This is a genomic window from Streptomyces sp. NPDC127092 (genome assembly GCF_042722475.1).
Classification (GTDB): domain Bacteria; phylum Actinomycetota; class Actinomycetes; order Streptomycetales; family Streptomycetaceae; genus Streptomyces.
The window spans coordinates 67600-79809 of record NZ_JBHXFE010000028.1 but is presented as its reverse complement, the minus strand read 5'-3'; the positions used below and the strand labels follow the sequence as shown (position 1 = coordinate 79809).

General features: G+C 69.6%; 10 protein-coding genes and 1 tRNA gene. 2 read left to right on the top strand and 9 right to left on the bottom strand.

Features of this window, described 5'->3' with window-relative positions:
• Nucleotides 1-10 precede the first annotated feature (10 nt).
• Nucleotides 11-688, top strand: coding sequence for a class E sortase (locus tag ACFWJO_RS23045; protein WP_386867875.1), 678 nt, complete (start codon nt 11-13; stop codon nt 686-688).
• A gap of 82 nt (nt 689-770) precedes the next feature.
• Here ACFWJO_RS23045 and pknB read toward each other — a convergent pair whose 3' ends face one another.
• From pknB to ACFWJO_RS23015, 6 genes are all read right to left on the bottom strand, one after another.
• Nucleotides 771-2747 carry a Stk1 family PASTA domain-containing Ser/Thr kinase gene (gene pknB / locus ACFWJO_RS23040; protein WP_386867873.1) on the bottom strand — a complete coding sequence of 659 codons (1977 nt, stop codon included), beginning with the start codon at nt 2745-2747 and terminating at the stop codon, nt 771-773.
• Between the two features lie 204 nt (nt 2748-2951).
• The gene (locus ACFWJO_RS23035; protein ID WP_386867871.1) at nt 2952-4418 is read right to left on the bottom strand and encodes a peptidoglycan D,D-transpeptidase FtsI family protein; all 1467 of its coding nucleotides are present in this window, start codon (nt 4416-4418) and stop codon (nt 2952-2954) included.
• A complete protein-coding gene (locus ACFWJO_RS23030; RefSeq protein WP_384417965.1) occupies nt 4415-5857 on the bottom strand; it encodes an FtsW/RodA/SpoVE family cell cycle protein in 1443 nt (480 codons plus the stop codon). Before ACFWJO_RS23030 ends, ACFWJO_RS23035 begins: the two co-directional genes overlap by 4 nt.
• A 28-nt stretch (nt 5858-5885) precedes the next feature.
• Nucleotides 5886-7370 carry a PP2C family protein-serine/threonine phosphatase gene (locus ACFWJO_RS23025; RefSeq protein WP_386867869.1) on the bottom strand — a complete coding sequence of 495 codons (1485 nt, stop codon included), beginning with the start codon at nt 7368-7370 and terminating at the stop codon, nt 5886-5888.
• Nucleotides 7371-7547: 177 nt separating this feature from the next.
• The gene (locus tag ACFWJO_RS23020; RefSeq protein ID WP_386867867.1) at nt 7548-8072 is read right to left on the bottom strand and encodes an FHA domain-containing protein; all 525 of its coding nucleotides are present in this window, start codon (nt 8070-8072) and stop codon (nt 7548-7550) included.
• Between the two features lie 10 nt (nt 8073-8082).
• Nucleotides 8083-8964 (bottom strand): FhaA domain-containing protein, encoded by an 882-nt coding sequence (locus tag ACFWJO_RS23015; RefSeq protein WP_386867865.1) that lies wholly within the window; start codon nt 8962-8964, stop codon nt 8083-8085.
• A 341-nt stretch (nt 8965-9305) separates the two neighbouring features.
• Between ACFWJO_RS23015 and ACFWJO_RS23010 the strand changes: the two genes are divergently transcribed.
• A tRNA-Leu gene (locus ACFWJO_RS23010) sits at nt 9306-9392 on the top strand.
• Between the two features lie 302 nt (nt 9393-9694).
• On the opposite strand, the gene ACFWJO_RS23005 is transcribed toward ACFWJO_RS23010, so the two are convergent.
• The 3 genes from ACFWJO_RS23005 to ACFWJO_RS22995 all read right to left on the bottom strand — a co-directional run bounded on the left by ACFWJO_RS23005 (nt 9695) and on the right by ACFWJO_RS22995 (nt 12202).
• Complete coding sequence (locus tag ACFWJO_RS23005; protein ID WP_386867863.1) at nt 9695-10912, bottom strand: helix-turn-helix domain-containing protein; 1218 nt, start codon at nt 10910-10912, stop codon at nt 9695-9697.
• A gap of 181 nt (nt 10913-11093) precedes the next feature.
• Nucleotides 11094-11237 carry a hypothetical protein gene (locus tag ACFWJO_RS23000; RefSeq protein ID WP_386867861.1) on the bottom strand — a complete coding sequence of 48 codons (144 nt, stop codon included), beginning with the start codon at nt 11235-11237 and terminating at the stop codon, nt 11094-11096.
• 167 nt (nt 11238-11404) lie between these two features.
• Nucleotides 11405-12202 carry an ABC transporter permease gene (locus ACFWJO_RS22995; RefSeq protein ID WP_386867859.1) on the bottom strand — a complete coding sequence of 266 codons (798 nt, stop codon included), beginning with the start codon at nt 12200-12202 and terminating at the stop codon, nt 11405-11407.
• Nucleotides 12203-12210 lie beyond the last annotated feature (8 nt).

Sequence of the window (12210 nt, the reverse complement as noted above, 5' to 3'; positions counted from 1 at the left end):
GGACGACCTAGTGGCACGAGCGCGCAACCGGATCGCCGGGATCATCAGCGTCTTCGGCGAACTCCTCATCACCGCGGGCCTCATCCTCGGACTCTTCGTCGTCTACTCACTGTGGTGGACCAACGTCCTCGCGGACCGCGCCGCCGACAAGGAGGGCGACCAGGTCCGCGACCACTGGGCCGACACCGGCCCCGGAGCACTCGACACCAAGGACGGCATCGGCTTCCTGCACGTGCCGGCCTTCGGCGACGGCGAAGTGCTCGTGAAGAAGGGCACCGACACCAAGACCCTCAACAACGGCGTCGCCGGCTATTACACCGAACCGGTCAAGTCCGCCCTGCCCCAGGACAAGCAGGGCAACTTCACGCTCGCCGCGCACCGCGACGGACACGGCGCCAAGTTCCACAACATCCACAAGCTGAAGACGGGCGACCCGATCGTCTTCGAGTCCAAGGACACCTGGTACGTCTACAAGGTCTACAAGACCCTTCCGGAGACCACGAAGTTCAACGTGGACGTCCTCCAGCCCGTCCCCAAGGAGTCCGGCAGGACCAAGCCGGGCCGCTTCATCACCCTGACGACCTGCACCCCGATGTACACCTCGGACTACCGCTACATCGTGTGGGGCGAACTGGAGCGCACGGAGAAGGTCGACTCGGCCCGCACCCCGCCGGCCGAACTGCGCTGAGGCGCAAGACCCGAGACGACGTAAGCCCCGGCATCCTGGATGCCGGGGCTTACGTCATGGGTCCGTCGACCGCTCGGTGCGGCTAGCCGAAGAAGCCGCCGTTGCCGTCGTCGTTGTTGCCGCCGATGGTGAAGACGGTGACCGTGTCACCCGCGTTCACCATGCTGCCGGCCGGCGGGTTCGTGCCCATCACGGTCGCGCTGCCCTTGTCGGAACCCTGCTGCACCACGTTGAGCCCCAGACCCTCCAGCTGCGCCTTCACGTCGCTGAACTTCTTGCCCTGGACATCGGCCGGGATCTGGACCTGCGCGGGCTGCTGCGGGCCCTTGGAGACCTTCAGCGTGATCTGGACGTCCTTCGGCTGGTTGGTGCTGCCGTTGGGGTTCTGTCCGATGACCGTGCCCAGCGGCTGCTCGGAGTCCACGTCCTGGCGGGCCACGTTCGTGAAGCCGAGCTGGGCGAGCTGCTGCACGGCCTGGTCGTAGTTGCGGCCGGTGACGTCCGGCAGCTGCGACTGCTCCTTCTTGGCGACGGTGATCGTCACCTCGGAGTTCTTCTCCGCCTTCGCGCCGCCCTCGGGGCTCTGCCGCAGCACACGGCCGGCCTCCTGGTCGGACTCCTCGTACTTGATGGAGACCTTGAAGCCCTTCTCCTTGAGCTGCTCCTCGGCCTTGTCCTGGAACTTGTCGGTGACGTCCGGGACCTCCACCTGCGGCGCGCCCTCCGACACGACCACGGAGATCGTCTCGCCGACGTCCATCTTCGCCGTCGGGGCGTACGCGGGCGTCTGGCTGCAGATCGCGCCCTTCGGCTGGTCGCAGCGCTCGGTGCCCGACTGCTGCACCTTGACCTGCGAGTTCTCCGCGAGCTTTTCCGCTTCCTTCAGCGTCTTGCCGACGAACTGCGGCACCGGCACCTGGTCGGCGCCTTCCTTGGTGTCGAAGATCGAGCGGCCGATGAGGATCGCGCCGACCAGGACCAGGACGCCGGCGAGGACCAGCAGGATGGTCGAGGTGTTCGACTTCTTCTGGCGGCGGCGGTCCGGGCGGTCGTCGTAGCCGTAGCCGCCGTCGTCCGGGTTCATCGGCGGAAGCATGCTCGTCTGGCCCGCCGGGTCCGCCTGGCGCAGGGCCGTCGTCGGCTGGTCCTCCGGCGGGTAGCCGCCGCCGTAGCCGCCGCCGTACGCGACGGCGCCCATCGCGGCGGTCGCCGCGACCGGCTGGCCGTCCAGGCACGCCTCGATGTCCGCGCGCATCTCGTCGGCGGACTGGTAGCGGTAGTCGGGGTCCTTGACCAGCGCCTTCAGGACGATGGCGTCCATCTCGGGCGTGATCTCGGGGTCGAAGACGCTCGGCGGCTGCGGCTCCTCCCGCACGTGCTGGTAGGCGACGGCGACCGGCGAGTCACCGATGAACGGCGGCCGGACGGTCAGCAGCTCGTACAGCAGGCAGCCGGTGGAGTACAGGTCGGAGCGCGCGTCGACCTGCTCGCCCTTGGCCTGCTCCGGGGAGAGGTACTGGGCCGTGCCGATCACCGCGGCGGTCTGCGTCATGGTCATGCCCGCGTCGCCCATGGCGCGCGCGATGCCGAAGTCCATGACCTTGACCTGGCCGGTGCGCGTCAGCATGACGTTCGCCGGCTTGATGTCACGGTGCACGATCCCGGCGCGGTGCGAGTACTCCAGCGCCTGCAGGATGCCGACGGTCATCTCCAGCGTGCGCTCGGGCAGCAGCTTGCGCCCGGAGTGCAGCAGCTCACGCAGGGTCGACCCGTCGACGTACTCCATCACGATGTACGGGATGGAGACCCCGTCGACGTAGTCCTCGCCGGTGTCGTAGACCGCGACGATCGCCGGGTGGTTGAGCGAGGCGGCGGACTGGGCCTCCCGGCGGAACCGGGCCTGGAAGGACGGGTCACGGGCGAGGTCGGCCCGCAGCGTCTTCACGGCGACGGTGCGGCCGAGCCGGGTGTCGTGCGCGAGGTACACCTCGGCCATGCCACCACGGCCGAGCACCGAGCCCAGCTCGTACCGGCCGCCGAGGCGACGCGGCTCTTCCATAGCTTCTCCAGCCCTCTCCGTCTGTCCCGACCGCACCCATGTGTGGTCCGGCGGTGTGTGCTGTTCGCGCATACGCTACCGGCCGCGGGGAAGCGCTTCGTCCGCCGACCGCCACCTGATACCACACCGGTACACGGGCGGGGCCCCGGCGTGGCGCCGGTCACCGGGACCGGCGCCGTACGCCCGGAAGAGCGGCTTCTGCCCTCAGCTCCGGCTCTTGAGCACCGCCTTCATGACGGACTTGGCGATCGGGGCCGCCAGGCCGCCACCGCTGATGTCCTCGCGGTCGGTGCCCTCCGAGTCCTCGACGATCACGGCGACCGCGACCGGCGAGCCCTGGTCGGTCTTCGCGTAGCTGATGAACCAGGCGTAGGGGCGCTTGGCGTTCTTCTCGCCGTGCTGCGCCGTACCCGTCTTGCCGCCGACCTTCACGCCGTCCATGTTCACGTCGGCGTTGCCGCCGGTGCCGTTCTGGACGACGTTCTCCATCATCTCCTGGAGCTGCTGGGCGGTCTTCTGCGAGACGGGGCGGCTCAGCTCCTCCGGCTCCGTCTTCTTGATCAGGTCGACGTTCGGCGCCCGCAGCTCGTCGATCATGTACGGCTTCATCAGCTTGCCGTCGTTGGCGATCGCCGCCGCGACCATCGCCATCTGCAGCGGCGTCGTCGCCGTGTTGAACTGGCCGATCGACGACAGCGCGTTGCCACCGCGGTCGGCGTTCTTGTCGTACACCGAGGCGACGGCGCGGACCGGCGTGAACTGCTCGGCGTTGAAGCCGAACTTCTCCGCCATCTCGACCATCTTGTCGCGGCCGACGTCGTCACCCAGCTTCGCGAAGACCGAGTTGCAGGAGATCTCCAGCGCACGGTTCAGGCTGGCGTTGGCGCAGCCGCTGGCGTGGTTCACCATCTCCTTCGAGGAGAGCGGGATCTTCCAGCCTTCGGGGGTGTCCGTCGCCGCGTTGATGTCCTTGACCGCGCCGTTCTCCAGCGCCGCCGCGGCCGTGACGACCTTGAAGACCGAGCCGGGCGGGTAGATCTCGCGCAGCGCGCGGTTCAGCTTCGGCTTGTTCTTGTCCTTCTCCAGCGCCTGCCAGGCCTTGGCGTCCGCGTCGTGGTAGCCGGCGAAGGACGCCGGGTCGTAGGACGGGGTGGAGGCCAGCGCGAGGATCTTGCCGGTCGACGGCTCGATCGCGACGACGGCGCCCGTCTTGTCGCCGAGACCCTTGAACGCGGCCTTCTGCGCGGCCCCGCTCAGGGTGGTGACGACGTCGCCGCCCTTCTTCTTCTCGCCGGTGAACATCGCCAGCGTGCGGTCGAAGAACAGCCGGTCGTCGTTGCCGGTGAGGATGCCGTCCTCGATCTTCTCGATCTGGCTGGCGTCGAAGGCCTGCGAGGCGTAACCGGTGACCGGCGCCCACATGCGGCCGTCCACATAGGTCCGCTTGTACTTGTAGAACTCGTCGCCCGAGTCCACGGACCCGGTGATCGGCTTGCCGTCGACGATGATGTTCCCGCGCTCGTTGGAGTAGCGCTCGATCGTCACCCGCTTGTTCCTCGGGTGGGCGTTCAGCTCGTCGGCGCGCACGTACTGGAGCCAGTTGTCGCGCACCAGCAGGGCGAGGATCAGCAGGCCGCAGAAGATCGCGACACGGCGCAGCGGCTTGTTCACGGACGGACCACCTGCGTCATCTCGGCGTCGGGGTTCGGGGCGGGGGACGGCGCGGGGCGGCGCGCGGTGTCGCTGATGCGGATCAGCACGCCGACCAGCGCCCAGTTGGCGATCACGGACGAACCACCGTAGGCAAGGAACGGCATCGTCATACCGGTCAGCGGGATGAGGCCCATCACACCGCCGGCGACGACGAAGACCTGGAGGGCGAACGCGCCCGAGAGGCCCATGGCGAGCAGCTTGCCGAACGGGTCGCGGGCCGCGAGGGCCGTCCGCACACCACGCTCGATGATCAGCCCGTAGAAGAGCAGGAAGACCATGACGCCGGCCAGGCCGAGCTCCTCGCCGACCGTGGCGAAGATGAAGTCGGAGTTCGCGGCGAACTGGATGAGGTCCGAGTTGCCCTGGCCGAGACCCGTGCCGAGGATGCCGCCGGAGCCGAACGACATCAGCACCTGCGTCATCTGGTCACAGGCGTACGCCATGTTCGTGCCCTCGGGGGCCGTCTTCAGGCACTCGAACGGGTCGAGCCAGGCCTGGACGCGCGACTGCACGTGGCTCGCGGTCGAACCGACGACCACGGCGCCCGCCGAGGACATCAGCAGACCCATGACGACCCAGCTCGTCCGCTCCGTCGCCACGTACAGCATGATCACGAACATGCCGAAGAACAGCAGCGACGTACCGAGGTCGTTCTCGAACACCAGGATGAGGAGGCTGACCGCCCAGATCGTCAGGATCGGGCCGAGGTCACGGCCGCGCGGCAGGTAGAGCCCCATGAACCGGCGGCTGGCCAGCGCCAGCGCGTCCCGCTTCACCATCAGGTAGCCGGAGAAGAACACGGCCAGGACCAGCTTCGCGAACTCACCGGGCTGGATGGAGAAGCCGCCGACCCGGATCCAGATCTTCGCGCCGAACACGTCCGCGCCGAGACCCGGCACGAGCGGCAGCAGCAGCAGGACCAGCGCCACCACCATGGAGATGTACGTGTAGCGCTGCAGCACCCGGTGGTCCTTCAGGAGCAGCAGCACCGCCACGAACATGGCGATGCCGATCGCCGAGTACATCATCTGGTTCGGCGCGGACGGGCTGAACGCCCCGTACGAGCGCTTGGCCAGGGCGATCAGCCGCGGCGACTGGTCGAGGCGCCAGATCAGCACCAGGCCCATGCCGTTCAGCAGCGTCGCGAGCGGCAGCAGCAGCGGGTCCGCGTACGGCGCCCACTTGCGCACCACGAGATGCGCGACACCCGCGAGCAGGGTGAGGCCGGCACCGTACCCGAGCATGCCGGGCGGCACCTCGCCGTCGATCGCCAGACCGACGTTGAGGTAGGCGAACACCGGGATGGCGACGGCGAACGCCAGCAGCGCCAGCTCGGTGTTACGGCGGCTCGGCGCCTCGATGGCGCCGATGGTGGTCGTGTTGGTGACAACGCTCATGGTGGTGAAAGGCCCCCTACGGGTCTGCTTACTGCTTGCCGCAGTTCGAGGCCAGCTTCTGCTCCTCCGCCGACAGGGTCGGTCCAGGGGACGGCGCGGCTGTGGTGGGCTTGGGGTTCGGCGCGGCGGCACCGTCCGTGGACGGCGGCGGCGTGCTCGCCTTGTCCGCGGCGTCCGCGGCGGCCTTCTGACGCTCTTCCTTCTTCTTGCAGGCCGAGGCCTGCAGCGCCAGCTCGGCGATCTTCGTCTGCGCCTTGCCGAGGCTGCCGCCCGCGATCGTGTCCTCCACCTGCTTGCGCTGGTACGCCGGCAGGTACTTGAGTTCGATCTCGGGGTGGTCCTTCTCGACCTCCGACAGCTTCAGCCAGGCCAGGTCCTGGCTGATGCCCCGGTACAGCGCCACGTGCTCGTCCTTCGAGCCCACGAAGTACTGCGTCTGCGTCCAGCGCCAGCCGCCGTACAGACCGCCGCCGACGACGGCGAGCGCCAGCACGATGAAGAAGGAGCGCTTCAGCCACTTGCGGCCGGAGCGCGGCTTCACGAAGTCGTCCTCGGCGTACGAGCCGAAGGAGCCCTGCGGCGGCATCCCGCCGTAGCCGTGGTCGTCTCCGCTTCCGGGCGGGCCGAAACCACCGGACGGCGGCTGCTGGTGCGGAGCCGGCCGGCCGAGCCCCGAGGCGCGGCCCGCGGGCGTGTGCATGGCACCGCCGTCGTGCAGCTGCGCCTGGTTCTCGGCGACCGCGCCCACGATCATCGGGGTGTCGGAGAGGTGACCCGCGAGGGTGTCGCCGCCGTCGACGTCGAGGACGTCGGCGACGATCACCGTGATGTTGTCGGGGCCGCCGCCGCGCAGGGCGAGCTGGATCAGCTCCTGCACGGTCTCCTGCGGGCCCTGGTAGCTGGCGAGGGTCTCTTCCAGGGTCTGGTGCGACACGACGCCGGACAGCCCGTCGGAGCAGACCAGGTAGCGGTCGCCGGCCCGCACCTCACGGATCGACAGGTCCGGCTCGACGGGATCGCCGCTGAGGACCCGCATCAGCAGCGAGCGCTGCGGATGGGTCGTCGCTTCCTCCTGGGTGATCCGGCCCTCGTCGACGAGCCGCTGCACCCACGTGTGGTCCTGCGTGATCTGCGTGAGGACACCGTCCCGCAGCAGGTACGCGCGGGAGTCGCCGACGTGCACGAGGCCGAGGCGCTGACCCGTCCACAGCAGGGCGGTGAGCGTCGTGCCCATGCCCTCGAGACGCTGGTCCTCGTCGACCATCAGCCGCAGCTGGTCGTTGGCGCGCTGCACCGCGGTGCTGAGCGAGGTGAGGATGTCCGAGCCGGGGACGTCGTCGTCGAGCGTCACCAGGGTGGAGATCACCTCGGACGAGGCGACCTCGCCGGCGGCCTGGCCGCCCATGCCGTCGGCGATCGCGAGGAGCCGCGGACCGGCGTAACCGGAGTCCTCGTTGCCCTCGCGGATCATGCCCTTGTGCGAGCCCGCGGCGAAACGCAGTGACAGACTCATGCCCACCTGCCCTGTCGGCGCCGTGTCGGGTTGCCGCCGGTCTCGAGCCACACTGCCCACCCTCCGGTCGGGAGCCCGTACCCACCCTGGCCCACTGCCCGGGCCGCCGCGCGGTCCTCGGGGCGGCCCGTCGTGGGGACCGTCCCGGCGCGCTCGCTCCGCTCGCTCATTTTCGTACTACTTCCGCAGCTCGATGACGGTCTTGCCGATGCGGATCGGCGCACCGAGCGGAATCGGCGTGGCGGTGGTGAGGCGGGTCCGGTCGAGATACGTGCCGTTGGTGGACCCGAGGTCCTCGACGATCCACTGACCGTCCCGGTCCGGGTAGATCCTGGCGTGCCGGCTGGAGGCGTAGTCGTCGTCCAGCACGATCGTCGAGTCGTGGGCCCGGCCCAGCGTGATGGTCTGGCCCTGCAGGGCGACCGTCGTGCCGGTGAGGGTGCCCTCGGAGACGACGAGCTTCGTCGGGGCGCCGCGACGCTGCCGGCCGCCGGGCGCGGCCTGCTGGCCGCCCCGCTGCTGCGGCGGGGCGGCGGCCTGCCGCCCGCCCTGCTGCGTGCGCGCGTCCTGGCGGCGCGAGCCGCGCTGGGTGACCCGCGTGCCGAACAGGTCGCTACGGATGACCTGGACGGCCACGATGACGAACAGCCACAGAACGGCCAGGAAACCCAGCCGCATGACCGTCAGGGTCAGCTCTGACATTGCCCCCGCTTCACCCTTCGGCTTGCCGGTAAACGATGGTGGTGCTGCCCACGACGATCCGCGAGCCGTCGCGGAGCGTAGCGCGGGTGGTGTGCTGCCCGTCCACCACGATGCCGTTGGTGGATCCGAGATCCGCGATCGTCGAGGGCGTTCCGGTCCGGATCTCGCAGTGCCGGCGCGAGACGCCGGGATCGTCGATCCTCACGTCCGCGTCGGTGCTGCGACCCAGGACCAGGGTCGGGCGGGAAATCTGGTGACGCGTGCCGTTGATCTCGATCCAGCGACGGATCTGACCGCTTGCGGCGGACGCCGGAGCGGGGCCGCCGGGACGGCCCGCGGCGGGCGCCGTCGGACGGTGCCCGGGCATCGCCGGGGCGCCCGGCGGCGGCGCGGCGGGCATCGGCGGGGCACCGGCGGGAGCCCCGCCGCCGTACGCCGCGGGCGGGTACCCGTAGCCGCCGCGGGGCGGCTGCTGGCCCTGAGGCGGCTGACCGGCGGGCGGCTGCGGCTGTGACGTACTCGACGCGAGCGTGCGGCTGCGCACCCGGTACAGACCGGTGTCGAGGTCGTCGGCCTTCTCCAGGTGGACCTTGATCGGGCCCATGAAGGTGTACCGCTGCTGCTTGGCGTAGTCCCTGACCAGGCCGGCGAGCTCGTCGCCGAGCTGGCCCGAGTAGGGGCTGAGGCGCTCGTAGTCCGGCGCGCTCAGCTCCACGATGAAGTCGTTGGGGACGACCGTCCGCTCGCGGTTCCAGATCGTCGCGTTGTTGTCGCACTCGCGCTGGAGCGCGCCGGCGATCTCGACGGGCTGGACCTCGGACTTGAAGACCTTGGCGAAGGTGCCGTTGACCAGACCTTCGAGTCGCTGCTCGAACCGCTTCAGGACTCCCATGGGGCACCTCCTCCGTCGTTGTCGTCGTACTGCTTACTGATCGTATCCACGCGTCGGGAAATCGGCTGGTTCCCCTTCTCTGCCCTGTGGACGAGTGTCACCTCTCACAGACCTTCCCCCACGGATCGTAGAGGCGGCCTGTGGACAGTGTCCCGCACCCGGGAGCAGAGCAGGAGGGCGCCGTCCTTCACTCCCCGCCTTCACTCCTCGCTCTCCTCTCTCCTCGTCCGCGGAGGAGGGGCCGAAACAACGGATGTGAATCCAAGGCCTGCGGCGTGCTAATCTTCAGATGTCGCCAGGCGAACGAACCGAAAGGTGAGGGAGCCGGGAGACCACCCAATGCGCGGGTGGCGGAATAGGCAGACGCGCTGGATTCAGGTTCCAGTGCCCGCAAGGGCGTGGGGGTTCAACTCCCCCCTCGCGCACCAGACGGAAGCCCCGTAGGTCGATGACCTGCGGGGCTTCCGCGTTTCCTGCCCGTGTTGTTGCCTTCGTCACGGTGGCGGGGGCGGCGGCGCGTTGGGCGGGTGCGGGTGCGAACCGGGTCTGCACGCCGAGCTGGTCCTTGGCGTAGTCGTAGACGGGCTGGTCTTCGCGCGAAACGCGTCCATGATCAGGTGCTGCGATGACCAGTCTCATCCGCCTTGTGCGCCGCGGGCGGGGTGGTACACCACGCCCGCGCATGGCGAACGGCCCTTCGCCGGTCGCTACGCGCCGTCTTCCCGACTGCTCAGATGGTGTTCTGGGCGACTGTGCGCCACACCTCGGCCGCCAGGTCCGGCATGTTGACGGCCTGGACCTGGCCGGCGATCTCCCGGAGCCGGTCCAGTACGTCGCGGTCGCCGGAGCGCAGGGCGACCAGGCAGGCCAGGACGTCGAAGCGGATCTGGTCGCGGTACGAGAGCAGGTTCTTGTCGTCCTCGCCGGCGGCGAGCAGCTCCGCCGTGCGGTCGAGCCGGTCCTGGTGGAAGGCCAGCTTCGCCTGGAGCAGCATGAGTTCCTGCTGGTGGCGGGGGCTGCCGATGAGCCGCATCGCGGACTCGGCCGCGGTCAGGAACTCCTCGGCGTCGGTCAGCCGCGGCGGGTCGGCCGCGAGCGAGAGCGACGCGCCGGCCAGCCGGAGCCGCATCCAGAGCGTGAGGTCGTCGCGGCTGTCGATCGCGGCCATGGCCCGCGCCAGGTGTTCCGCGGCGCGGACGTCGTTGCCCTGCCGGGCGGCCACCGTGGCCGCGCTCCAGAACGCCTGGGCCGCCAGCGCGCCGGTGGCCCCCTGCAGCGACTCGCACACCTCGTCCACGAGCCGCGCGGCCTCCGCGAGGTCGCCGAGCTCCGCCTGGCAGGACGCAAGCAGCAGCCGGGCGCGCACCGAGTCGGCGGCGGAGATCCGCATGCGCCGTTCGTCGCTGTGGGCGAGGACCTCGGCCACGGCGTCGCGGGCGGCCTTCACGTCGCCGAGGTCGCGTTCGCAGTGGGCGAGCCTGAGCCGGGCGCGGTCCTGGAGGGCGGCGCGGCCCAGCTTCTCGCCGAGCGCGTTCAGGCCGACGAGGGCCTCGCGCTCCTGCCGGAAGTCGCCGAGCACCTCGTGTACCCGGGCGAGCTGGGCGAGCGCGTGCCAGCGGGTCAGGTCGTCCGCTTCGCCGGCGGCTTCCAGGCTCTCGGCGAGGAGCGCGCCGGTGCCGGCGTCGAGGTCGCGCTCCGGCATGGCGGCGACGATCGCGACGACATCGCTGAGGCTGTCCTCGGGACGGTCGTCCTCGAACATCTCGACGGGAATTCCGAGCCGCTCCGCCAGATAGGCGACGGCCCGTTCGGTGGGGCGGCGGCCGCCGGATTCCAGTCGTGACAGATAGGCGGCGGACATTCCCGTTCCGGCGAGGGCGACCTGGGAAATACCGCGCTGCTGTCGCAACTGCCGCAGCCGCTTGCCGAATCCGGGCTGCTCAAGCACTTTGCACCTCTGTCGGAAAGCCGTTCTTCGCCTTCCCCGGGGCAGGGGTCGACACCCGAAAAAGGAGGGCGGGTCACCGATGACCCGCCTCCGCATGATTTCACATCCGGACACCCGGTGGCAAATCTTGACCATGTAGTCAATTTGGCCAAGTCGCCGAGCACTTCACGTAGTCCGGCCGTTACGGCCAGTCGATCGGCGCCGTACGTCCCGCCGCCTGGGGCGCGGTCGCGGCGGACGCCCGCTCGGAAGCGGATCCGCCCGCGAGCACCACGGCGGCGAGCAGCACGGCGAGACCGCCGGTCACGGGCCTGAAACTCGTCATTCCTCTAACTCCCCCTGCAAGCCGCGCCTTTCGGCCAGGCCGTTGTGCGCGGAATGGAACGCCGAACAGGCGAACTCCTGCCCGACGCGTGCAAGGGGAGGTTAGATCAAGCCGCCGCGCTTTGGCGTTTCTTGCCAAAGTTTGTCAGATCGAGCGGACGCAAAGGGTCACATCACGTCCAGCGCCGCGTTCGCGCGGCTGCGCCACTCGAAGAAGCGGAGCAGTCCGTAGGCCAGCGCCGCGTATCCGAGCGCCACTGCCACCTCAAGGCCGAGGCTTGTCCAGATCTCGCCCGTCGGCGCCCCGTCGAACAGGGCTCGCAGCGCGGTGATGGCGTGGGAGAGCGGGAGGAACGCGCCGATGGCGCTCATCCAGTCCGGCATGGCGGCCGGCGGCAGGTTGGCTCCGCTGAAGAGGATCAGCAGCGTGAAGGCGGCGTTCGAGATGACGAAGACGTCCCGGATGCGCACCGCCAGCGCCCCCAGCGCCAGGCCGAACAGCGCGCAGGAGGCCGCGGCCACCACGAAGACCTGGACGAGGCCGAGCAGCGTCGAGGCCGGCAGCGGAAGGCCGAGGATCAGGGAGCCGACGCCCATCATGAAGGCCATCACGGCGAAGCCGTTGAGGACGTACGGCAGGACCCGGCCGCCCCAGATCAGCCCCCGGGACCGCGGGCTGAGCAGCACGGCGCCCAGCGTGCCGTACCGGCGCTCGTTGGCGACGGCCATGATGCCGCCGTAGACGCAGGGCACGCTCGTCGCGAGCACCGCGTTCCCGAGCAGGTAGAAGCGGTCGTCGGCCACGCCCAGGCTCCGTCCGACATGGACGAAGAAGAAGATCTGGAACAGCGGGCTCACCAGCAGGGTGCCGATGAACATGGGCGGGGTGGTCCAGTTGAACAGGGCACGGTAGGACAGGCCGCCACCGTGGAAGGTCAGGCGCAAGGCGCGCGTCAGTGCAGTCATCGCTGTGT